Annotated in this window: 19 protein-coding genes and 2 pseudogenes; 11 read left to right on the top strand and 10 right to left on the bottom strand. The window is 59.1% G+C overall.

What is annotated here, in order from left to right; translation table 11 throughout:
• Positions 1–76: 76 nt before the first annotated feature.
• The 10 genes from ACOXYR_RS00105 (at position 77) to repA (ending at position 14230) form a co-directional block, all read left to right on the top strand.
• Positions 77–1615 (top strand): YadA-like family protein, encoded by a 1539-nt coding sequence (locus ACOXYR_RS00105; protein WP_421356532.1) that lies wholly within the window; start codon positions 77–79, stop codon positions 1613–1615.
• Between the two features lie 531 nt (positions 1616–2146).
• Positions 2147–4408 carry a type IV conjugative transfer system coupling protein TraD gene (traD, locus tag ACOXYR_RS00100; RefSeq protein WP_421425914.1) on the top strand — a complete coding sequence of 754 codons (2262 nt, stop codon included), beginning with the start codon at positions 2147–2149 and terminating at the stop codon, positions 4406–4408.
• Positions 4408–9648 carry a conjugative transfer relaxase/helicase TraI gene (traI, locus tag ACOXYR_RS00095; protein ID WP_421356593.1) on the top strand — a complete coding sequence of 1747 codons (5241 nt, stop codon included), beginning with the start codon at positions 4408–4410 and terminating at the stop codon, positions 9646–9648. Before traD ends, traI begins: the two co-directional genes overlap by 1 nt.
• Position 9649: 1 nt before the next feature.
• Entirely contained in the window at positions 9650–10387 is a 738-nt protein-coding gene (traX, locus tag ACOXYR_RS00090) for a type-F conjugative transfer system pilin acetylase TraX (RefSeq protein ID WP_415728498.1), read from the top strand.
• Positions 10388–10453: 66 nt separating this feature from the next.
• A complete protein-coding gene (gene finO, locus ACOXYR_RS00085; protein ID WP_415728497.1) occupies positions 10454–11173 on the top strand; it encodes a fertility inhibition protein FinO in 720 nt (239 codons plus the stop codon).
• Positions 11166–11957 carry a DsbA family protein gene (locus ACOXYR_RS00080; protein ID WP_415728496.1) on the top strand — a complete coding sequence of 264 codons (792 nt, stop codon included), beginning with the start codon at positions 11166–11168 and terminating at the stop codon, positions 11955–11957. Before finO ends, ACOXYR_RS00080 begins: the two co-directional genes overlap by 8 nt.
• Positions 11958–12104: 147 nt before the next feature.
• A complete protein-coding gene (locus ACOXYR_RS00075) occupies positions 12105–12650 on the top strand; it encodes a phospholipase D family nuclease (RefSeq protein ID WP_415728495.1) in 546 nt (181 codons plus the stop codon).
• Positions 12651–12801: 151 nt separating this feature from the next.
• Positions 12802–13056, top strand: coding sequence for a replication regulatory protein RepA (locus ACOXYR_RS00070; protein WP_350437500.1), 255 nt, complete (start codon positions 12802–12804; stop codon positions 13054–13056).
• 222 nt (positions 13057–13278) lie between these two features.
• Positions 13279–13356 carry a RepA leader peptide Tap gene (tap, locus tag ACOXYR_RS00065; protein ID WP_350437499.1) on the top strand — a complete coding sequence of 26 codons (78 nt, stop codon included), beginning with the start codon at positions 13279–13281 and terminating at the stop codon, positions 13354–13356.
• Positions 13337–14230 (top strand): incFII family plasmid replication initiator RepA, encoded by an 894-nt coding sequence (gene repA / locus ACOXYR_RS00060; protein WP_421356592.1) that lies wholly within the window; start codon positions 13337–13339, stop codon positions 14228–14230. The genes tap and repA overlap by 20 nt, the downstream gene beginning before the upstream one ends.
• A gap of 857 nt (positions 14231–15087) precedes the next feature.
• Here repA and ACOXYR_RS00055 read toward each other — a convergent pair.
• The 8 genes and pseudogenes from ACOXYR_RS00055 to ACOXYR_RS00020 all read right to left on the bottom strand — a co-directional run.
• Positions 15088–15519 (bottom strand): annotated as a pseudogene (locus ACOXYR_RS00055) (Tn3 family transposase); the annotation flags it as partial.
• A 33-nt stretch (positions 15520–15552) separates the two neighbouring features.
• Positions 15553–16110: a recombinase family protein gene (locus ACOXYR_RS00050; protein WP_003100847.1), complete on the bottom strand. Its 558-nt coding sequence runs from the start codon at positions 16108–16110 to the stop codon at positions 15553–15555.
• Complete coding sequence (locus ACOXYR_RS00045) at positions 16104–16475, bottom strand: hypothetical protein (RefSeq protein WP_003100853.1); 372 nt, start codon at positions 16473–16475, stop codon at positions 16104–16106. Before ACOXYR_RS00045 ends, ACOXYR_RS00050 begins: the two co-directional genes overlap by 7 nt.
• Positions 16472–16972, bottom strand: coding sequence for a hypothetical protein (locus ACOXYR_RS00040; RefSeq protein ID WP_003100856.1), 501 nt, complete (start codon positions 16970–16972; stop codon positions 16472–16474). The genes ACOXYR_RS00045 and ACOXYR_RS00040 overlap by 4 nt, the downstream gene beginning before the upstream one ends.
• Positions 16969–17295: a hypothetical protein gene (locus tag ACOXYR_RS00035; protein WP_003100858.1), complete on the bottom strand. Its 327-nt coding sequence runs from the start codon at positions 17293–17295 to the stop codon at positions 16969–16971. The genes ACOXYR_RS00040 and ACOXYR_RS00035 overlap by 4 nt, the downstream gene beginning before the upstream one ends.
• Before the next feature lie 254 nt (positions 17296–17549).
• Positions 17550–17906: a cupin domain-containing protein gene (locus tag ACOXYR_RS00030; RefSeq protein WP_000215515.1), complete on the bottom strand. Its 357-nt coding sequence runs from the start codon at positions 17904–17906 to the stop codon at positions 17550–17552.
• Positions 17896–18297 (bottom strand): HepT-like ribonuclease domain-containing protein, encoded by a 402-nt coding sequence (locus ACOXYR_RS00025; RefSeq protein ID WP_001293886.1) that lies wholly within the window; start codon positions 18295–18297, stop codon positions 17896–17898. Before ACOXYR_RS00025 ends, ACOXYR_RS00030 begins: the two co-directional genes overlap by 11 nt.
• On the bottom strand, positions 18294–18584 hold the full coding sequence (locus ACOXYR_RS00020; RefSeq protein ID WP_001247892.1) for a nucleotidyltransferase family protein: 291 nt from the start codon (positions 18582–18584) through the stop codon (positions 18294–18296). The genes ACOXYR_RS00025 and ACOXYR_RS00020 overlap by 4 nt, the downstream gene beginning before the upstream one ends.
• Before the next feature lie 158 nt (positions 18585–18742).
• Here ACOXYR_RS00020 and ACOXYR_RS00015 point away from each other — a divergent pair, with 158 nt between their 5' ends.
• Positions 18743–21709, top strand: coding sequence for a Tn3-like element ISPa38 family transposase (locus ACOXYR_RS00015; protein ID WP_003100881.1), 2967 nt, complete (start codon positions 18743–18745; stop codon positions 21707–21709).
• Positions 21710–21729: 20 nt separating this feature from the next.
• Here the strand turns inward: ACOXYR_RS00015 and ACOXYR_RS00010 are convergent.
• Positions 21730–22545: pseudogene (locus ACOXYR_RS00010) on the bottom strand (Tn3 family transposase); the annotation flags it as partial.
• A gap of 29 nt (positions 22546–22574) precedes the next feature.
• The coding region (locus ACOXYR_RS00005) for a Tn3 family transposase (protein WP_421501782.1) at positions 22575–23824 on the bottom strand (1250 nt) is incomplete at its 5' end.

Below are 23824 nucleotides of genomic sequence, written 5' to 3'. Positions count from 1 at the left end.
GGTGTGCAACGCCTCATTCATCGCGCCAACGATGAATGAGGTACATCAACCACAAACAAATACGTCAGGAACATAAATGAAAGTAGCCAAATCTATTCTAACCCCATTAGCCTTTGTCGCAATGATCAATACATTTACCTGTGCTGCATATGCTGCTGGTATCGCAAGTGGGAATAGTGCTACGGCCGGTGATTATGGTATTGCAACGGGTGACCACGCAACAGCAGGACAATATGGTGTGGCCAACGGGGCGTACGCTAAAGCTGATAACTACGGTATCGCAACCGGATCTGGCGCTTCAGCAGGCCTTATTGGCATTGCCACTGGCTCAAATTCTAAAGCTGGAGACTACGGTATAGCCACAGGCCTGAATGCAAATGCAGACAAATATGGCATTTCAAGTGGATATGCCGCAAATGCTGCTACTTACGGTGTTGCAAGCGGATATGCAGCATATGCCGGAGATAGCGGGGTTGCGATGGGGACACAAGCGACTGCAGGGGTTGGAGCACAGGCCGTTGGCTCCCGCGCTGTTGCTGATGATTATGGTGTTGCCAGTGGATCGAGTGCTAACGCTGGCTTACGTGGGGTAGCCATCGGCGTTTCCTCCATAGCTGGCGAGTATGGTACAGCTATTGGTTCAAATGCTAATGTCAACGGCCGGTTCAGTAGCGCACTTGGCGCCAATAGCTTAGCAAATGCTGATTACAGTACAGCAGTAGGAGGGGGCAGAGCGCAGGCCGAAAATAGTGTTGCAATCGGGAACAACGCAACCGCAGCTAAAGCCAATAGCGTTGCGATAGGTTCAGGTTCAGTAGCTGACCGTGAGAACACGGTATCAATTGGAGATATCGGTAGTGAACGTCAACTTACAAACGTCGCGGCGGGTACGGCAGACACTGATGCAGTAAATGTCGCACAGCTGAATCAAAAGGCGACAGATACACTGAATGCCGCTAACACCTATACCGATCAGAGAGCAAAGGAGACGCTGGATTCTGCAAATAACTACACTGACAAGAAGTCGCAAGACACACTGGCTTCAGCAAATGCCTATACGGATAAGCAGATTTCAAGTGCCTCTGATGTTGCCATCAAAGAGGCTAACACCTATACCGACAAGAAAGCTGGCGAGGCACTCACTTCTGCCAACCAGTTTGCCCGGAATGCTGCTGATACAGCTGAGAAGAACGCAAATCAGTTTACCCGCACGGAGATAGCCACTGCCTCCAGCGCAACGCTGGACAAAGCCAACACATACACTGAAACCCGCGCGCGTGAGACGCTTTCGTCTGCTAACAGCTATACCAATAATAAATTTTCGGCACTTTCAGACTCGGTGAACAGTCGCTTTAAGCACCTCAGCAAGCGTATGACCCGCATGGAAAACAAACTCAATGCGGGTGTTGCCGGTGTCACTGCAATCGCGAGCATTCCTTATGTTGCCGAAAACAATTTTTCTTACGGCGTTGGGCTGGGGAATTACCAGAACGGCAACGCATTAGCAGCGGGGATGCAGTACAAAACCTCCCCCAATACTAACGTTCGTCTTAATGTGTCCTGGGATTCTTCAAGCAATTCCGCACTGGGTGTTGGTTTGGCTGGAGGATGGTAGTAGGGGGCTGAAGCGGGCGTCAATACAGCTTTCTCTTTTCTACATTATGGGTATGACCATGAATAAAACTATTGAGACGTCATACGCAAACAACCTGAGTGTGCTTATTCATATCGAAAGTGAGCTGGTCAGAGCAACCAGCTGGTTGCGGGCGCTGGGTTCGCTTCCTGAGGACCATAGCCAGGACACCATCGCGTACTGGGCAGGATATCGATTCACATTCCTGAATATAGCGTTCGAGGAATACCATCCCCTCCATCTAAGGGAGGTGTGTGCATCCATTCGGACCCTGGCCGTTAGTATCAACGAATCAGACTGGCATGAAGGTTGCCGACAGGCTGAATTTGAACTTGAAACTTTCAATTGCGCCTGAAAAAACTGACGCGTCCGGGAGTCATCCCGGACTTATCCAACCTGAAAATAGCCATAAATAAATTTATCGCTTTTTTCAGGTTATCGAATAGGAACAGGCTTTAGTAATCGCCGCCACTTTCTCTGCATAACTTCCTCGCTTAATACGGGATTATCAATATGAGTTTTAATGCTAAAGATATGACTCAAGGGGGTCAGATCGCGAACATGCGCATCCGTATGTTCAGCCAGATCGCTAACATCATATTGTACTGTCTGGTTATTCTCTTCGGCATCATTGTCGCGATTACGCTGTCGGTTAAACTGACCTGGCAGACGTTCGTGAACGGCATGGTTTATTACTGGTGTCAGACGCTGGCCCCCATGCGCGAGATGTTTAAATCACAGCCTGTCTATACCATCCGTTATTACGGCCAAGAGCTGAAGTACAACGCGCAGCAAATACTGCAGGACAAATATATCCAGTGGTGCGCCGATCAGGTCTGGACGGCCTTTATTCTTGCCGCCATCATTGCGGCCGTGGTCTGCGTTATTACCTTCTTTGTCACCACCTGGATTCTGGGCCATCAGGGTAAACAGCAGAGTGAGGACGAGATAACGGGGGGGCGCCAGCTGACTGACGACCCGAAAGCGGTGGCGAAAATGCTCAGACGCGACGGTCTCGCATCCGACATCAAAATCGGTGAGCTGCCGCTTATTAAGGACTCGGAGATCCAGAACTTCTGTCTGCACGGCACAGTCGGGGCCGGTAAATCAGAAGTTATCCGCCGCCTGATGAACTATGCCCGCCAGCGTGGCGACATGGTCATCGTGTATGACCGTTCCTGTGAGTTCGTCAAAAGCTACTATGATCCGGCCACGGATAAAATCCTTAACCCGCTGGATGCGCGCTGCGCCGCATGGGACCTGTGGAGGGAGTGCCTGACACAGCCTGACTTCGACAACGTGTCCAACACACTTATTCCTATGGGCACGAAGGAAGATCCCTTCTGGCAGGGTTCGGGGCGTACCATCTTTGCCGAAGCCGCTTATCTGATGCGCAACGATAAGGACCGAAGCTACAGCAAGCTGGTCGACACCCTGCTTTCCATCAAGATTGAGAAGCTGCGCTCGTACCTGAAAAACTCCCCGGCGGCGAACCTGGTGGAAGAGAAAATAGAGAAAACGGCCATCTCCATCCGCGCCGTGCTGACCAACTACGTCAAGGCCATCCGTTACCTGCAGGGTATCGAAAATAACGGCGAGTCATTCACCATACGCGACTGGATGCGCGGCGTTCGTGAGGATGGCAAAAATGGCTGGCTGTTTATCTCCTCCAATGCTGATACCCATGCTTCCCTCAAGCCAGTTATATCCATGTGGCTGTCCATCGCCATTCGCGGGCTGCTGGCGATGGGTGAAAACCGTAACCGTCGCGTGTGGATCTTCGCCGACGAGCTGCCGACCCTGCACAAGCTGCCGGACCTGGTTGAGATCCTGCCGGAGGCACGTAAGTTTGGCGGCTGCTACGTCATTGGCATCCAGTCCTACGCCCAGCTGGAAGATATTTACGGGCAGAAACCGGCGGAAACGCTGTTCGACGTGCTGAACACCCGTGCCTTTTTCCGCTCGCCGTCGCGCAATATCGCGGAGTTCGCCGCCGGTGAAATCGGTGAGAAAGAAATCCTTAAAGCATCCGAGCAGTATTCCTATGGTGTGGACCCGGTACGCGACGGTACCTCGGTCGGCAAGGACATGGAGCGCATCACCCTGGTGAGTTACTCCGACGTCCAGACGTTACCGGATCTCTCCTGCTACGTCACGCTTCCCGGCCCCTATCCTGCCGTGAAGATGGCGCTGAAGTATCAGCAGCGTCCAAAGGTGGCACCGGAATTCATTCCGCGCACCATCGACGGGAAAGCGGAGGAACGCCTGAATGCCGCGTTGGCTGCACGTGAACATGAATCCCGCAGCATCGCCATGCTCTTTGAACCTGATGCAGACGTTATCGCGCCAGAGGGCGGTGCGGAGAATGCTGGCCAGCCACAGCAGCCACAGCAGCCACAGCAGCCACAGCAGCCACAGCAGCCACAGCAGCCACAGCAGCCACAGCAGCCACAGCAGCCACAGCAGCCACAGCAGCCACAGCAGCCAAAGCAGCCGGCACCCTGCGCCGCAGACACCGTATCTGCTTCGGCATCCGTAGCGGGTGCCGCCGGCACCGGCGGGGTGGAGCCTGAGCTGAAGACAAAGGCGGAAGAGGCTGAGCAGCTGCCGCCCGGCATCAGTGAAAGCGGTGAAGTGGTGGATATGGCGGCATGGGAAGCGTGGCAGGCGGAGCAGGATGAACTGTCTCCTCAGAAGAGGCAGCGTCGTGAAGAAGTGAATATCAATGTTCACCGGGAGCCTGAAAAGGATCTTGAGCCGGGAGGATACATCTGATGATGAGCATTGGATCGGTAAAATCCGCCGGCAGCGCGGGCAATTATTACACCGACAAGGACAACTACTACGTTATCGGCAGTATGGGCGAGCGCTGGGCGGGTGAAGGCGCTAAGGCGCTGGGGCTCAGCGGCGGGGTGGACCAGAAGGTCTTTACGAAGGTTCTGGAGGGACGCCTGCCGGACGGCAGCGACCTCAGCCGGACTCAGGACGGGGCGAACAAACACCGTCCGGGCTACGACTTCACCTTCTCTGCGCCCAAAAGTGTCTCCGTGATGGCCATGCTCGGTGGCGATAAGCGTCTGATTGAGGCCCACAACCGCGCGGTGGAGACCGCCATTAAGCAGATAGAGGCGATGGCCTCCACGCGGGTTATGACGGAGGGCAGGAGCGAGACGCAACTGACCGGCAACCTGGTGATGGCGCTGTTTAACCACGATACCAGCCGCGACCAGGAGCCGCAGCTGCATACTCACGCCGTGGTGGCTAATGCCACTCAGCATGGCGATGAGTGGCGCACGCTCAGCAGCGACAAAGTGGGTAAAACCGGGTTTATTGAGAATATCTACGCGAACCAGATTGCCTTTGGCCGCCTGTATCGTGCCGCGCTGAAGGATGACGTCGCGGCGATGGGCTATGAGACTGAGACGGTCGGCAAACACGGCATGTGGGAGCTGAAGGGCGTACCGACGGAGCCGTATTCCAGCCGCAGCAGGACCATCAGCGAGGCGGTCGGGGATGACGCGTCCCTGAAGTCCCGCGACGTGGCGGCGCTCGACACCCGCCAGTCGAAGCAGAAGGTTCACCCCGAGCAGCGCATGACCGAGTGGATGCAGACCCTGAAAGCGACGGGGTTTGACATCCAGGCCTACCGCGAGGCGGCGGACCAGCGGGTTATGCAGGGAAATATTCCCGTTACAGCGCCTGAAGCCATTGATATTAACAGCAGCGTCGGGCAGTCCATAGCGATGCTGAGCGACCGGCGTGCTCGATTCACCTATTCCGAACTGCTGGCCACCACCCTCGGGCAGCTGCCCGCGAGGCCGGGCATGGTGGAGATGGCGCGTGACGGCATCGATGCAGCGATAAAAAATGAGCAGCTCATCCCGCTGGATAAAGAGAAGGGGCTGTTTACCTCGAACATCCACGTGCTGGATGAGCTGTCGGTGTCTGCCATGACCCGCGATTTACAGCGGGCGGGGCAGGCCGACATTTTTCCGGATAAAAGCGTGCCCCGCAGCCGGTCATACAGCGATGCCGTGAGTGTCCTGGCCCAGGACCGTCCGCCGGTGGCGATCATTTCCGGTCAGGGCGGGGCGGCCGGCCAGCGTGAGCGCGTGGCGGAACTGACGATGATGGCGCGTGAACAGGGGCGTGACGTGCAGATTATCGCCGCCGACAGGCGTTCGCGCAGCGCCCTTATGCAGGATGAGCGCCTCAGTGGCGAGCATATCACCGACAGGCGTGGGCTGACGGAGGGCATGACCTTTACGCCCGGCAGCACGCTGATTGTGGACCAGGGTGAGAAGCTGACCCTGAAAGAAACGCTGACGCTGCTCGATGGCGCGCTGCGCCATAACGTCCAGCTGCTGATAGCCGACAGCGGCCAGCGCACCGGGACCGGCAGCGCCCTGACCGTCATGAAAGAAGCTGGAGTGAACACGCTCGCGTGGCAGGGCGGAGAGAAGACGCAGGTTTCGGTTATCAGCGAGCCTGACCGGCGGCAGCGGTATGACCGCCTGGCCGCTGACTTTGCCCGAAGCGTCCGCGCAGGTGAACACAGCGTGGTGCAGGTCACCGGACCGCGCGAGCAGGCCGTACTGACAGGCACTGTCCGCGAGGCGCTTAAGGCGGAAAAGGTGCTGGGCGAGCGGGAGGTCAGTATCACCACACTGGAGCCGGTCTGGCTAGACAGCCGCCATCAGCAGGTGCGCGACCACTACCGGGAGGGGATGGTCATGGAGCGCTGGAATGCCGAAGAGCGTAGCCGGGAACGCTTTGTCATTGACCGCGTGACGGGCCGCAACAACAGCCTGACGCTGCGTAATGCGCAGGGTGAGACGCGGGTGACCCGCCTGTCTGAACTCAACAGCAGCTGGTCGCTGTACCGCACCGGCACGCTTCAGGTGGCCGAAGGCGACCGCCTGGCGGTGCTGGGCCAGGCGCAGGGGACGCGGCTGAAGGGGGGGGATACGGTGACCGTTAAGGCCCTCGGTGAGGCGGGGATCGTCGTCAGCCTGCCCGGGCGTAAGACGGACGTGGTCCTGCCCGCCGGTGACAGTCCGTTTACCGCCGCGAAGGTGGGTCAGGGCTGGGTGGAGTCGCCGGGCCGCTCGGTGAGCGACAGCGCCACGGTTTTTGCCTCGCTGTCGCAGCGCGAGCTGGATAACACCACACTGAACAAACTGGCGCTAAGCGGCCGGGCGGTACGGCTTTATTCCGCGCAGACGGCGCAGAAAACGACGAAGAAGCTGTCGCGTCAGTCTGCCTGGAGCGTCGTGTCTGAACAGATTAAGAATGCGGCGGGGCATGACAGGCTCGATGATGCCCTGGCGCACCAGAAAGCCGGGCTGCACACGCCGGAGCAGCAGGCCATTCATCTGGCTATTCCGGTGCTGGAGGGGAACGGCCTGGCGTTCACGAAGCCGCAGCTGATGGCCGCCGCGAAAGAATTTGAGCAGGACAGCCTGAGCCTGCAGGCCATCGAAAAAGAGGCGGACCGGCAAATACGCAGCGGCGCCCTGCTGTCGGTGCCGGTATCGACGGGAAACGGCCTGCAGCTGCTGGTCTCACGCCAGTCGTACAATGCGGAGAAAAGTATCCTTCGCCACGTTCTGGAGGGAAAGGAGGCCGTCACCCCGCTGATGGATAAGGTTCCGGACGCGCAGCTGGCGGGGCTGACCGACGGGCAGCGGAACGCCACGCGCATGATACTGGAATCCCCCGACCGTTTTACCCTGGTGCAGGGCTACGCGGGCGTGGGTAAGACCACCCAGTTCCGGGCGGTCATGTCGGCCATCGGGACGCTGCCGGAACGGGAGCAGCCGCGGGTTATCGGCGTGGCTCCCACCCACAGGGCGGTGAGCGAGATGCGCGACGCGGGCGTATCCGAAACGCAGACGCTGGCGGCCTTTATTCACGACACGCAGCAGCAGCTGCGCGGCGGCGAACGACCGGACTTCAGCAACGTGCTGTTTCTCGTGGATGAAAGCTCGATGGTCGGTAACGCCGACATGGCGAAGGCGTACAGCCTGATTGCCGGGGGCGGGGGGCGCGCGGTCTCCAGCGGCGATACTGACCAGCTGCAGTCCATTGCCCCGGGCCAGCCCTTCCGCCTGCTGCAGAAGCGCAGTGCCATCGACGTGGCGGTGATGCAGGAGATTGTCCGCCAGACGCCGGAACTAAAACCTGCCGTCTACAGCCTGATTAACCGTGATATTGGCAGCGCCCTGACAACCATTGATAGCGTGGCGCCGGCACAGGTGCCGCGCAGGGCGGATGCCTGGCAGCCGGACAGCTCCGTCATGGAGTTCAGCCGCGAACGGGAGGAGGCCATCGCGAAAGCCGTGGCGGCTGGCGACCTGATGCCCGGCGGTCAGCCCGCGACGCTGCTGGAGGCCATCGTGAAGGACTACACGGGGCGCACGCCAGAGGCGCAGGCGCAGACCATCGTTATCACCGCCCTGAACGCCGACCGCCGCCAGGTGAACGCCATGATTCATGATGCCCGTCAGGATGCCGGCGAGGTGGGCGAAAAAGAGGTCACGCTGCCGGTCCTTACGCCAGCCAATATCCGCGACGGCGAGCTGCGGCGCATGGCAACGTGGGAGGCATCCCGCGACAGCCTGGTCCTGCTGGACAGCACGTATTACAGCATTGTGGCGCTGGACGGGGAAGCGCACCTGGTGACGCTCAAAGATACGCAGGGCAACACCCGCAGCCTGTCGCCCGCGCAGGCTGCGACAGAGGGCGTCACGCTCTACCGTCAGGACACCATCACCGTGTCGGAAGGCGACCGGATGCGCTTTTCGAAAAGCGACAACGAGCGGGGCTTCGTGGCCAACAGCGTCTGGTCGGTCAGCGAGATAAAAGGTGACAGTGTCACTCTGTCGAATGGAAAACAAACCCGTACGCTCACGCCGTCAGCGGAGCAGGCAGAGCAGCACATCGACCTGGCCTATGCCGTCACCGTTGAAGGCTCACAGGGGGCGAGCGAACCCTTCTCCATCTCCCTGCAGGGCACGGACGGCGGACGTAAGCGGATGGTGAGCTTCGAGTCAGCCTACGTAGCGCTGAGCCGCATGAAGCAGCACGCGCAGGTCTATACCGACAACCGGGATAAGTGGGTGGCCGCGATGGAAAAATCGCAGGCGAAAAGTACGGCGCATGACATTCTCGAACCTCGCGGCGACCGCGCCGTCACGAATGCCGCCCGCCTGACGGCGACGGCAAAAGCGCTGGGTGAGGTGCCTGCCGGTCGCGCTGCGCTGCGCCAGGCCGGGCTGCAGCCCGAAGGCTCAATGGCGAAATTTATCTCGCCGGGGCGTAAATACCCGCAGCCGCACGTGGCGCTACCCGCTTTTGACCGCAACGGCAGGCAGGCGGGCGTCTGGCTGAGCACTCTGACCTCCGGAGACGGGCAGCTTAAGGGACTCGGTGGCGACGGTCGTGTGATGGGCAACGGGGACGCGGCGTTTGCGGGCCTGCAGGTCAGCCGTAACGGCGAGTCGCTGCTGGCGAGGGATATGGAAGAGGGCGTGCGGCTCGCGCGGGAGAATCCGCAGAGCGGCGTGGTGGTACGGCTCGCAGGTGAGGCGAGACCGTGGAACCCCGGCGCCATTACCGGCGGTCGGGTCTGGGCCGACAGCCTGCCCGACAGCACCGGTACGCAGCCCGCAGAAACGGTGCCGCCGGAGGTGCTGGCACAGCAGGCCCGGGAGGCTGAGGTGCAGCGGGAGCTGGATAAGCGTGCTGAAGAGGCGGTCCGTGAGATGGCCCGCAGCGGCGACGGGCCGGCCGGAGGGGCTGACGTCGCCGTCCGGGATGTGGTGCGGGATATGGATCGGATAAAAGAAACGCCGGCATCTCCCCTCACGCTGCCGGATACGCCGGAAGAACGCCGCCGGGATGAGGCGGTGTCTCAGGTGGTGCGCGAGAACGTGCAGCGGGACCGCCTGCAGCAGATGGAGCGCGAGACGGTGCGCGACCTTGAGCGTGAAAAGACCCTGGGAGGCGACTGATATGCGTGCTGAAAACCATCCGCTGTTCCCTCTTGTGGTGGTGGCCGACTGCTGGCTGCAGCGGCTGGTTATCTGGACGCCCGGGCAGACCGACCTTATCAAAACCGTGGCGCTGCTCCTGATGGTGGCCGACCACATCAGCATGCTGTGCGGACTGGATAATGACTGGCTGCGTCTTGCCGGTCGGGGAGCGTTTCCGCTCTTTGGCCTGGTCTGGGCCATGAACCTCGCCCGCCATCCGCAGATTCAGCAGCGCGCACTGAACCGGCTCTGGATATGGGCGGGCGTGGCGCAGGGCGGCTGGATACTGGCCGGGCTTCGTCCGGACCTGGGCAATATCCTGTTTGCCTTTGCGGTCAGCGGACAGGCACTGGCGCTGATGCAGCGGCACGGGCCGCGCACGTGGCCGCTCTCCCTGATGCTGGTTCTGGCCTGGCTGCCGTTTTCAGAGGGAAGCTATGGACTGGCGGGGGTAGTCATGCTGATGCTGGCCTGCGGCGTCTGTATGACGGCCCGGCGCACCACGCGCACGGGACTTGCGCTGTGTCTGGCGCTGGCCATACTCGCGCTCAACGTCGCGGACAGCGCCGCCTTTGCCATTGCGGGTCTGGTAATACCCGGCGTTCCCCTGACGGTGCTGAGCCGGACCTGTTACCGTGTGCCACGGTTCTGGCCACGCGAATTTTTCCCGCTGTTCTACGCGGTGCACCTGGCCGTCATCGGACTGATGGTGATGTGATATCTGCCGTGTCAGAATAAGATCAGTCAGGGGAATACACGTGAAACAGATTTATCCGGAGGCAGGATGAAAGAGCAGGGGCGTCCCACGCTGACGCTGCGTCGTAAGACGGGGCCAGAAGGTCAGCGTGCCGTAAACAACAGTGAACCGGACGTTGCGGGACCGGTCCGGGTCACGCGTAAAAAGACCGTGGTGGTGAACACGACGCCTGCCTGGAAGGTCAGGAAGCAGGCGGAGGAAGAGAGCGCGAAAAAAGCGCAGGCGGACGAGAAGGCTGCCCGAAAAGCCGAAAAAGCGCGGCTGTGGGCAGAGCGCCAGGCGCAGGAGCGGGAGGCCATGCGGGCGGCCAGGCGCAAACCTGCACCGGAACCGGTTTACCGGAAGGTCATGCCGCTTGCGGACGCGTTCGCGCTCCTGGAGGGTTGCTGGCCGGCCCTGATGACGGACGGCCAGCCGCAACTCCTGGCGCTCAACATCCGGGAGGCAATGGTCAATGACATTCGCCGTCGCGGGCTGGAGATTTCCGTGAAGACGCTGAAACGCTGCCTTGCCGCAGTCACCCGCTCGGATGCATATCTGGGCGCCATGACGGTGGGCGCGTGGCGTAAAAACCTTGCCGGTGAACCGGTCGCAGCGGTGAGTGCTGAGGAGGCGGCGTATGCTGTGGAGCGAATGGCTCAGGAGCACGCCAAACAAATGCGCAGGGCGGTCAGAAACGTCGCCACGCGTGCACGGAACGAACTGATAACAACCGAAAAGAGAAAAACACAGGATGAACATGAATAAAACCCTTTCAGTCATGCTTGCCGCAGGTTTTCTGGTTTCCGGCATGGTGGGGGCAGCAGAGAAAACTGCCGCTGCCTTTACCCCGGAGCAGGAAGCCCGCATTGGTGAAATCGCGAAAGACTACCTGCTGGCCCATCCGGAGGTGCTGGTTGAGGTCAGCCAGAAGCTGCAGGCTCAACAGCAGGAGAAGCAGCAGCAGGCAATGACGGCCGCCGTGGTTCAGAATCAGGCGGCGTTGCTGAACGATAAAGGCACGCCGTCATATGGGCCGGCCGACGCAAAAGTCACTGTCGTCGAGTTTTTCGATTACCAGTGCATCTACTGTGCCCGCCTGGCGCCGGAGCTGGAGAAGGTAATAAAAGCAAACCCGAACGTGCGCTTTGTGTTCAAGGAATTCCCGATATTTGGCCAGCGCTGGCCGGCGTCGCTCAGTGCGGCGAAAACCGGGCTCCAGGTCTGGAAGCAGAAGGGGGCCGATGCTTACCTTAACTATCACAACGCGATTTACGCCACTGGCCACAACGAGGGCAAGCTGACCGATGCTGATATCAGCGCGGCCGCAAAAGCCGTGAAGTTCGATGCGAAGACAGCCCCTGACGTTCAGGGGACCCTGGATGACATAAACACACTCGCGCAGCAGCTGGGCTTCAGCGGTACCCCGGCCCTGGTGGTTCTCCCGTCAACCGGCGCCAGCGCTGATAATGTGACGGTGATCCCTGGATACACCAGCGCGGAGGCACTGCAGCAGGCCATCAGTCATGCTGCCGGTGATACCAAAAAATAATCAGGCGTCCGCCACCTGATACCGCTAAAAGAGACTGACGCCTTCGCCGTGCTCAGTTGTCCAACCCCGGAGAAGGGCAAAAGCAAGTTTTCCCCGTCTCCGGCGTTTCTGGTTAACACATCCGAACAGTATTTCTGAGGTTATTTAATGCGTAAGTTCACCTTTCGCCAGCTGGCCGTGTCCAGTCTGGTATGCCTTTCGCTGAGCTGTATTCAGCCCGCAGCAGCAGATCCCTCCATTCAGGTCGGCTTTTCACCTGAAGGCAGCGCGTTGCATCTGGTCCTTAAGACGATTGAGTCAGCACAGCAGGAAATTCGGCTGATGGGCTACTCATTTACGTCTCCGGAGGTGGTTAGCGCGCTTGTCAGGGCAAAACAACGGGGTGTGGACGTAAGAATAGTGCTCGATGAAAAGGGTAACCGGAGTAAATCCAGCCAGGCGGCGATGAACATCGTGGTAAACGCGGGAATTCCGCTGCGCACCAACGGTCGATACGCCATCATGCATGACAAAGTTATTATTGTTGATAATCATACAGTTGAGGCTGGTAGCTTTAACTACACTCGCTCTGCTGCATCGAGGAATAGCGAGAACGTGCTGGTTATTAATGAGGTGCCGGAAGTGGCACAAACCTACCTTCAGCACTGGCAGTCGCGCTGGGACGGAGGAACTGAGTGGCATTCCTCATACTAATCAGCATCGTCATTTGATCCGCAATCTACATCCATTCAGGTGTGCCATGCGCCAACATGGCTCACACTTACGCGTAAAGTTAAGTCGCTGATTTCAGATATCTGTAGTATCCTCTGCAAACGATCCTTGTTTGATCCTTGAGGAGGCAGAGATGTCGCAAGCTGAAAATGCAGTGACTTCCTCATCGAAACGTGCTTATAGAAAAGGTAATCCGATGACTGCTTCTGAGAAGCAGTTAGCGGCTGTAGCTCGAAAGCGGATTACACACAAAGAAGTGAAAGTCTTTATCCGTAACCCTCTTAAAGATCGCATGATTGCGCTGTGTGATCAGGAAGGGATAACTCAGGCACAGTTCATTGAAAAACTCATCGAGCGAGAACTGAATGAGCATGGACTGCTGAAGTAAAGACTTTACTTTTTGATGTTCAGTGCTAGATTACTGATCGCGTAAAGAATTTTGGCTGGCCACGCCGTAAGGTGGCAGGGAACTGGTTCTGCTGAGGTGTCTACCCGGAGCCAGAAAAGCAAAAACCCCGATAATCTCATCCATTCTTGGCGGGACGGTAAGATTAACGGGGCCTACTTAAACTGTATAGAAGCTGTTGCTCTATGCAGGGAGTATAGTTTTATGCTCAGAAAAGTTCAACACCTGTTTCTGTGCCATTTGCTCCTCCCGTGCAACATAAGTGCGGGAAGGTGTGACTGACGCTCAGACCCTGTTCTCACATTATCGTCAGGTAAAAAATCCTTTCCCTAAATTCGTAGCGCCGAAGAAAAAAGGCAGCGATGAAGAGAAAGCGACTCTGCCGTTCTGTCGTAAGCTGATGGCGAAAGCCGAAGGCTTCACGTCCCGTTTTGATTTTTCCGTCCATGTGGCGTTCGTTCGCTCGCTGGGCAAGCGTCATCGCATGCCGCCATTGTTGCGCCGTCGAGCCATCGATGCGCTACTTCAGGGGCTGTGCTTCCACTACGACCCGCTGGCCAACCGTGTACAGCGCTCTATTACCAACCTGGCTATTGAGTGCGGCCTGGCCACAGAGTCAAAAAGTGGCAATCTGTCCATCACCCGCGCCACCCGGGCACTGAAGTTTATGGCGGAGCTGGGGCTGATTACCTACCAGACCGAGTATGATCCGCAGATTGGCTGCAACATCCCGACCGATATCACCTTTACGCCGGCACTGTTCTATGCGCTCGACGTCTCTGACGTTGCTGTTGTGGCCGCACGCCGCAGCCGCGTCGAATGGGAAAATCAGCAGCGTAAGAAGCAGAACCTGAAGCCACTGGAGATGGACGAGCTGATAGCGAAGGCCTGGCGATTTGTGCGCGAACGGTTCCGCAACTACCAGTCCGAGCGTAAGCAACATGGCCTGAAACGTGCCCGCGCCCGCCGTGACGCAACCAGAACCCGTAAGGACATTGTGACCCTGGTGAAACAGCAGTTGACGCGGGAATACGCCAGCGGGCGATTCACCGGCGGACTTGATGCCATGAAGCGGGAGCTGGAGCGCCGCGTGAAAGAGCGCATGCTGATGTCGCGTGGTAACAACTACACGCGGCTGGCCACAGTCCCCATATAACCTACCTGACTGAAAAATCCGGCTGGCGCCGGAGGATTTCGCACGTCTGTAGTCCCCCGTTGACGGTTTTCTGCACGAAATGACGACAGTCCTTCCTGACATTCACCCCATTTCTCCATCTGAATGGCCAGAAATTGCATCAGAGTGGCCACATCTGGTTGCCAGATTCAGTTATCCACAAATAACTGCAAGGGAACTTTCTATAAAGCTACAACCGTTATGCTTACAGAGCGCCAGCCGACCAGATTTCAAAGTGCGTGGTTTCCTTTAAAAACCTGCTCTGTACTTCTTTTAAATATCTTTTATTTAATTCATATAAATATAGAACCTATTCGTCGCCTGACCTGTGGACAGGCTCCTGAAAATGCCCGCCCTTGCAGCGGACTACGTCCGCGCTGGTTCGGAAAGAAACAGCAGATGTACCTCCCGCCACTACGCGGCGGGCATCAGTCAGAAACAGATAGTTACAACATCCAAAATATTCACTCAAAGACGTGAACTGTGCATACCTGAGCCATAACAGCTGTCCCCACCACTGAAAAGCGAGGCCGCCCCGGCCCAAAGGGCCGGAACTACATCGCTTTTAATGATGGATGTTGTAACTAGAATTCTGAGTGGCTGTAAGTGGTGTCGCTGGAGGTTTTGAGTACACGCCCGTAAGCGGCCCTACCGGCCCGCTAACGCGGAGATACGCCCCGACTACGGCTTCGCCTTGTCGTGACCACTCCGACGGCGCACAAAAGCTTCTGTATCGCTTTCAGCGGGTTTTGGTCTTGCAGGGGGAAGGGATGGATTGGTGGAACCTGTCAACAATGTAACCGGCTCCGCCGGGCTACGGCGCCATTCACTCACAGAGCCATATTCAACACCTGCTGGCGCCTCCATGACGGGCGGGTACTTCTGAGCAGAGAACGGATAAGCTCCGATGCGTGGATGGTGCCCAGTTTCAGGGAACCGGATGCCCGCATCATTTCATCCCAGTGGTTTTCAATCCTGGTTAACTCCACGCATCCTCTTGCCAGTTCATCTAGTGCGCCGTAATGGGCGTTTTTGTCGATCCGCCAGAATACGGCTTCACCGGCATCAGCCAGCCGGGGAGAAAACTGATATCCCAGCAGCCAGAACAGGCCAAAAATGATGTCACTGGCACCGGCCGTGTCTGTCATAATTTCGACCGGATTCAGCCCTGTCTGCTGTTCCAGAAGACCTTCCAGCACAAAAATGGAGTCGCGTAATGTGCCGGGAATGACAATACCGTGGAACCCGGTGTACTGATCTGAAATGAAGTTGGGGTCGTCTCAGAAAACGGAAAATAAAGCACGCTAAGCGTGCGTGGAGGCTGGCACCCAGCGGTACAGCGTCGGAATGGACACGCCGAGGTTCTTGGCCACGTCCTTGGGCGGCACCCCGCTGGCCAGCAGCTTCTTGGCCGACTCGATCTTGCTGTCGGTCATCTTCGGCTTGCGGCCGCCTTTGCGGCCGAGCTGCTTGGCGACTTCCAGCCCGGCGCGGGTGCGCTCGACGGTCAGCTCGCGCTCCATTTCGGCAAGGCTCGCCATGACGTGGAAGAAGAACCGCCCGGATGGTGTGCCGGTGTCGATGGAGTCGGTGAGGCTCCTGAACTGGACACCGTGCTTGTGCAGATCGCCGACCAGATCGACCAGTTGCTTGACCGACCGGCCCAGCCGGTCGAGCTTCCAGACGACCAAAGTATCGCCTTCGCGCAGCATTTCGAGCGTCTTGGCCAAGCCAGGCCGGTCTGCCCGCGTGCCACTCACCTTGTCCTCGAAGACCTTTTTACATCCGGCCTTGCTCAAGGCTTCGCGTTGCAGCTCCAGGTTCTGATCCTGCGTCGAGACGCGCGCATAGCCAATCAACATGGCTTGTCTCGCGCCCGGTCGATGCGTTCCTGCATCGCCTGCATCACTTCTTCGTGGGTGTACGATCTGGCGTTGGCGTCGGTGGCTTGCCGCAGGGCTTCCTCAACCTCGCGCGTCATCCGCTCGTAATCCTCCGGCCACAGCGCTTGCTCCATGCGCAGCGACGCCTGACCCAGCAGGTGCAGCAGGCTGAACAGCCGCATGTCGTTGGTGGCGACGATGCGCTCCCGAATCTGCTCCTGAATAGCTTCGCTAGCCCGATGCGCTTGTGGTGTGGCAGTCCCCTCGTAGTCAGCGGGGAATTCCGCTTCCTCGGCAATCCTTGCCCAGGCGCTGGCCAGCGCCTCGATGGTTGACGTGCTCATTTCCGCCGCTCCTGTGCTCTTTGGCGAATCAACCGGCCAAGGGGCCTCGACGCGAAAACCAGCAGCATCACGCCTATCGGATACCAGGTCGAGAAGACCACCAAGGCATCGAAGGCTGGCCGTCCGGTGTTGGTAGGCAGTACGGCGGTCACAGCCATCAACCCGCCGACCGTCCAGATGATGCGCCACACGTAGGGCATCACGCGGGGCACGTAGCCGTCATCGAAAGCGGTCTGGTAGTAGCGGCGCAGGCCGCGCTCGGCAAGCGCCTGGCGCTGCCGCTCCGACAGCGCATCCGTCCGGCCATACCAGCGCCGGAATGGTGGACAGCGCAGCAGCAAAGGGGTGAAGAGGATCATCACCGCCACGATCGCGACACCCCACGCCATGACGGCGCCGGCATCGGGCCGCTTGGCGTTCTCGATCACGGGCGCGAAGACGCCCGGAGCACCGATCATCCAGAACAGCGCAATGTGCTGATGGAAGGAGAGCTTCATTTGCTCATCCACTTGCGCAGCAGGCGCTTTTTCAGGGAGGCGCGTTCTTGCGGGTTGCGTCCCTTGTGATTGGCGATGCGATCCGCCGTGGCGGCCTGGCGCTTGACGGGCCAGTAGGAGCGGCCATCCTTGCCCATCGACCAGACGCTGCTGGCCTGGTTTTCCAGCAGGGGCAGATGGGCGCTCAGGGCTTCGGGCGACGCGCTGGTCAGCGCCGTGCGCTCACGGGTGCGCCAGCGCTGATGCCAGAGCTTCTTGTCCTCGCGCTCGCTGCCGCAGGTCGTGTGCCCGACGATGGGTGTTTTGCGGCGGCTGCGGCTCATAACGTAGTGGTCTCCAAGAACATTCAGGACTGATCCCAGGCGTCGATGGTCAAGACCTGATCGGCAGGACAGGCGGCTACGCGGTCGGGAACTGGATGGTGTTCAGTCTCATGCCGACCCCATTCGATTGATCGCGTCGCTTGCGGCACGCTGCGACGCAAGGAGGTTTGCGACCTGGTTTAGCAGCCGTGTCCGCTGCATGTCTGTTACCTATCTCCCCGACCGCTCATTGGACCAACTCCAGAGATTGGGCTCTATCGCTCAGCCAATACGAAACCGGCATTGGCTGATGCCACAACCGAGACTAACACAAATGGCTCGGTACCTGTATTTCGCGCCCCGTGCACTTGGCCCGGTCTTGCCACGGCTATCTCACCTTCCCTGAGGGCACGAACAATCCCATTGCCCTGAAAGTAATCAGCCATTCCCGACAAAACAGTCCACGTGTCTTGGCCGTGAGGATGAATGTGAGCCGCAATTTCCTGCCCGGGATGGACATGCCAAACCACGATAATTGAGTCTCGGGTTTCAAGCACAACGGAACGAATAGGCTCGCCTTCGGACGGCTGAACATACTCGGCTACAGAAAATATTCTCGATTCAACAGTCATCGGAGATCCCTCTTTCACAGTTGTCGTTACGGTCTTCATCGTCGGCATCCTGACGCACGGCGGGCAATTGCTGGAGCAACGCCGGCAGCCATTCCTGTACCGTCTCCCACACCACATCGAGGTTGATGTCGAAATAGCCGTGAGCCATGCGATTACGCATATTGCGCATGCTGCGCCACGGCACGTCGGCATGCGCCTGGGTGAACTCGACGTAGCCATCCATCACCTTTGTGGCCGCCTCGCCGATGACGATCAGGCTCATGATGACGGCCTGCTGGGTGCGCTTGTCGGCCAAGAAGTCGTCCTTGGCCATCCCTTCCACGAAGCTGCGCGCATCGGTTGCGGCCTGCTGAATGTGGTCGAGGTAATCGGGCAGGCGGTTCTCGCTCATATCGGTTGCGCCTCCGCGAGCACCTTGGCCCGGAACTTCGGCGGCAGGTCGCCGGGAGTCAGCAGATCGACGTCAACGCCGAGCAGCGATTTCAGTTCTTCTTCCAAATCGCCCAAGTCCAACAACGTGGCACCGGGCAGCGCATCGACCAACAGGTCGAGGTCGCTGCCATCCCGGTCGGTGCCATGCAGCACCGAGCCGAAGACGCGCGGGTTCGCGGCGCGAAAGCGGCCTACCGCTTCACGCACTGCGCTTCGCTTCATGTCAAGCACAACAGACGGTCGCATGCGCATCCTTTCTTATCGAAACTCGTTGAGATGATATGCAATCAAGAATAGAATTTCAAGAACTATTTTCGAGAATCGCAATGCCTTGATTCCCGTGCCGCGCCGGTTGCCTTGGCGGGCTTGTCACAAACCTACGTTTTCAAGAAGAAGGAAACCGCATGCCCCGCCGTTCGATCCTCTCCGCCGCCGAGCGCGAAAGCCTGCTGGCGTTGCCGGACACCAAGGATGAGTTGATCCGTCACTACACGTTCAGCGAAAGCGACCTCTCCATCATCCGGCAGCGGCGCGGCCCGGCCAATCGGCTGGGCTTCGCGGTGCAGCTCTGCTACCTGCGCTTTCCCGGCGTCATCCTTGGCGCTGATGAGCCACCGTTCCCGCCATTGCTGAGACTGGTCGCCAACCAGCTCAAGGTCGGCATCGAAAGCTGGGACGAGTACGGGCAGCGTGAGCAGACCCGACGCGAGCACCTGGTCGAGCTGCAAACGGTGTTCGGCTTCCAGCCGTTCACGATTGGCCACTACCGGCAGGCTGTCCAGTTGCTGACCGAGCTGGCCATGCAAACCGACAAGGGCATCGTGCTGGCCAGAGCCTTGATCGAGCACCTGCGGCGGCAGTCGGTCATTGTGCCCGCCCTCAACGCCGTCGAGCGGGCGAGCGCCGAAGCGATTACCCGCGCCAACCGGCGTCTCTACGACGCCTTGGCTGAGCCGCTGACGGACGTGCATCGCCGTCGCCTCGACGATCTGCTCAAGCGCCGCGACAACGGCAAGACGACGTGGCTGGCCTGGCTGCGGCAATCCCCGGTCAAACCGAACTCGCGGCACATGCTGGAACACATCGAACGCCTCAAGGCGTGGCAGGCGCTCGACCTGCCCTCCGGCATCGAGCGGCTGGTTCACCAGAACCGGCTGCTCAAGATCGCCCGCGAGGGCGGCCAGATGACGCCCGCCGACCTGGCGAAGTTCGAGCCGCAGCGGCGTTACGCGACCCTGGTGGCGCTCGCCATCGAGGGCATGGCCACCGTCACCGACGAAATCATCGACCTGCATGACCGCATCCTGGGCAAGCTGTTCAATGCCGCCAAGAACAAGCATCAGCAGCAGTTCCAGGCATCCGGCAAGGCGATCAATGCCAAGGTGCGGCTGTTCGGGCGCATCGGCCAGGCGCTGATCGAGGCCAAGCAAGCGGGCCGCGATCCGTTCGCCGCCATCGAGGCCGTCATGTCCTGGGATGCTTTCGCCGAGAGCGTCACCGAAGCGCAGCGGCTCGCGCAACCCGAGGACTTCGATTTCCTGCACCGCATCGGCGAGAGCTACGCCACGCTGCGCCGCTACGCGCCGGAATTTCTCGACGTGCTCAAGTTGCGGGCCGCGCCCGCCGCCAAGGACGTACTCGACGCCATCGAGGTGCTGCGCAGCATGAACAGCGACAACGCCCGCAAGGTGCCCACCGACGCGCCGACCGAGTTCATCAAGCCGCGCTGGCAGAAGCTGGTGATGACCGACACCGGCATCGACCGGCGCTACTACGAACTGTGCGCGCTGTCGGAGCTGAAGAACGCGCTGCGCTCCGGCGACATCTGGGTGCAAGGCTCGCGCCAGTTCAAGGACTTCGAGGACTACCTGGTGCCGCCCGCGAAATTCGCCAGCCTCAAGCAGGCCAGCGAATTGCCGCTGGCCGTGGCCACCGATTGCGACCAGTACCTGCATGACCGGCTGACGCTGCTGGAAACGCAGCTCGCCACCGTCAACCGCATGGCGCTGGCCAACGAGCTGCCGGACGCCATCATCACGGAGTCGGGCCTGAAGATCACGCCGCTCGATGCGGCGGTGCCCGATACCGCACAGGCCCTGATCGACCAGACGGCGATGATCCTACCGCACGTCAAGATCACCGAATTGCTGCTGGAGGTAGACGAATGGACGGGCTTCACCCGGCACTTCGCCCACCTGAAGTCAGGCGACCTGGCCAAGGACAAAAACCTGTTGCTGACCACGATCCTCGCCGACGCGATCAACCTGGGCCTGACCAAGATGGCGGAATCGTGCCCCGGCACGACCTACGCCAAGCTGGCCTGGCTGCAAGCCTGGCACATCCGCGACGAAACCTACGGGGCGGCACTGGCCGAGCTGGTCAACGCGCAGTTCCGACATCCCTTCGCCGAGCATTGGGGCGACGGCACCACGTCATCGTCGGACGGCCAGAACTTCCGCACCGGCAGCAAGGCCGAGAGCACCGGCCACATCAATCCGAAATACGGCAGCAGCCCAGGGCGGACGTTCTACACCCATATCTCCGACCAGTACGCGCCGTTCCACACCAAGGTCGTGAACGTCGGCGTGCGCGACTCGACCTACGTGCTCGACGGCCTGCTGTATCACGAATCCGACCTGCGGATCGAGGAGCACTACACCGACACGGCAGGGTTCACGGACCACGTCTTCGCGTTGATGCACCTGCTGGGCTTCCGCTTCGCCCCGCGCATTCGTGACCTGGGCGACACCAAGCTCTACATCCCGAAGGGCGATGCCACCTACGAGGCGTTGAAACCGATGATCGGCGGCACGCTCAACATCAAGCACGTCCGCGCCCATTGGGATGAAATCCTGCGGATGGCCACCTCGATCAAGCAGGGCACGGCGACGGCCTCGCTGATGCTCAGGAAGCTTGGCAGCTACCCGCGCCAGAACGGCCTGGCCGTCGCCCTGCGTGAGCTGGGACGCATCGAGCGCACACTGTTCATCCTGGACTGGCTGCAAAGCGTCGAGCTGCGCCGCCGCGTGCATGCCGGGCTGAACAAAGGCGAGGCGCGCAACGCGCTGGCCCGCGCCGTGTTCTTCAACCGCCTGGGGGAAATCCGCGACCGCAGCTTCGAGCAGCAGCGCTACCGGGCCAGCGGCCTCAACCTGGTGACGGCGGCCATCGTGCTATGGAACACGGTCTATCTGGAGCGGGCCGCGAACGCCTTGCGTGGCCACGGTCAAGCCGTCGATGACGGCCTGTTGCAGTACCTGTCGCCGCTCGGCTGGGAGCACATCAACCTGACCGGCGATTACCTCTGGCGCAGCAGCGCCAAGATCGGCGCGGGCAAGTTCAGGCCGCTACGGCCGCTGCAACCGGCTTAGCGTGCTTTATTTTCCGTTTTCTGAGACGACCCCAAGTTGTACCAGGTGATGCCACGCCCTGAACCAAAATATTTTTTGTTCGGTCCGGCGTTGAGCGTTTTCACCGGCGTGACAAAGCGCATGCCGTCAGCTGAAGCCACCTCGCCACCGCCCCAGTGGCCGGCAAGCTCCAGCGTGGACTGAAAATCAACCAGCCGGGCATTGGCGCTGACCAGTGTTTCTGCCCGGAGGTAATTCTGTTTCACCCAGCTGAGCCGGTGGCGGGTCAGTGCCGGTATATTGTGTTTTATCAGTGGCTCATGCCCGATATTACAGGCCTCGGCCAGCAGAACGGCACACAGGCTGACGTGAAGATCCTTTGCTCTGGCTTCTGATTCACTGACGTGCGTAAACTCACGGGTAAAACCGGTTCTGGCGTCGATTTCGAGCAGCAGTTCGGTTAAATCCACGGGCGGGAGAAGCTGTTTCACCCGGCTGCTCAGCTGTGTCAGCGCAGGCGGCTCATCGAGTTTTTCCAGGCTGCTGACAGTCAGGGAAGGATACTTACCGTTATGACAGATGCTCACGGCATCATTACAGTCAAAGCGACGCGATACCGTTTTCCAGGTCTCATCCAGTTGCGCTGCCAGCTGTTGTACCGCTTTTCTGCCGTCAGTGGGGTGTCCCAGCGCACGACAGACGGCCACACGCTGAGCCTGCCATTCCCTGCCCTGAAGCAGCTTCCGGCGCGGATCGCCCCAGCGGTCGCTGTTTTCCAGCCAGATATCACGACGACGCAGTGCATCCTGAAGACGTTCCAGCAGGCACAGTGAGTAGCCGGCGCGTTGTATACGGGGTCCGCTTGGAAAACGGAAATTATCCCACGCTAAGACTGTTTTTTGTACAAAGCGGTATCGACTGTACGTAATGAGCGGTATTTTCCGGATCCCAGCTTAAGATTATTACGCCAGACGTAATCTCCACTCAGATTGATATGTTCCCAGCCCAGGGGAGAAAGATGAGAGACCAGTTGCTCATTTATCGGGATACCCTTTCGTTTTAGTGACTCAATAGCTCTTTCTATATATACCGTGTTCCACAACGTGATCGCTGCTGTCAGTAATGTCAGCCCGCTGGCGCGATAACTCTGATTCTCCAGCCCACGATCCCTTATTTCACCCAGACGGTGCAAAAAGACCGCTCGCGCAAGGGCATTACGGGCCTCACCCTTATTCAGCCCCGCCTGCACGCGTCGGCGCAGACCGGGATCACGGAACCAGTCCAGCATAAATAGTGTCCGTTCGATGCGGCCAATCTCTCTCAGCGCTTTGGCAAGTCCATTCTGTTTTGGGTAACTGGCTAACTTTTTCATCATCAGTGATGCGGTGACTGTCCCCTGCTTAATCGAGGTTGCCAGGCGCAATACCTCATCCCAGTGCGACTCAATGTCTTTGATATTCAGGCAGGTTGTTGATATGACAGACTGAAGCCCCGGATAGCGCTCGGCCTTTCCATGAATAAACAGCCGCTTGTCATGAAGATCACGGATCCTTGGCGCAAAAGCGAATCCCAGCAGGTGCATCAGGGCGAAAACATGTTCAGTGAAGCCTGCGGTATCGGTGTAATGCTCGGTAATTTCCAGATCGCTTTCATGGTACAGCAGGCCATCAAGCACGTGGGTTGAGTCGCGCACCCGGCTGATCACTTTGGCGTAGAACGGGCTGTATTGGTCTGAGATATGCGTATAAATCTGCACGCCCGGCTCCTGACCATATTTAAGATTGACCTGACCGGCATAACGTCCGTGACTGCCTACCCGAAAGTTCTGCCCGTCTGACGACGATGTTGTCCCGTCGCCCCAGAATGCGGCCAGAGGCCGCTCTTTCTGTGCGTTGACCAGCTCGGCCAGTGCCGCTGAATAAGTTTCATCCCTGATGTACCATGCCTGAATACCTTCGAGTGACGATCTTGTGGCCCCAGGGCAGGATTCCGCCATTTTTGTCAGCCCAAGGTTGATGCCGTCAGCCAGAATGGTGGTCAGCAACAGTCTTCCGTCTTTTGGTCTGACGTTATTATTTTTGAGGTGCGCGAAGTGACGCGTAAATCCCGTCCAGCTATCAACTTCTTCCAGTATCT

The sequence above is a fragment of the Pseudocitrobacter faecalis genome (assembly GCF_965231525.1).
Lineage (GTDB): Bacteria > Pseudomonadota > Gammaproteobacteria > Enterobacterales > Enterobacteriaceae > Pseudocitrobacter > Pseudocitrobacter faecalis.
Note: the sequence above shows the minus strand (reverse complement) of the source record. Positions and strands in the feature narration are given on the sequence as shown.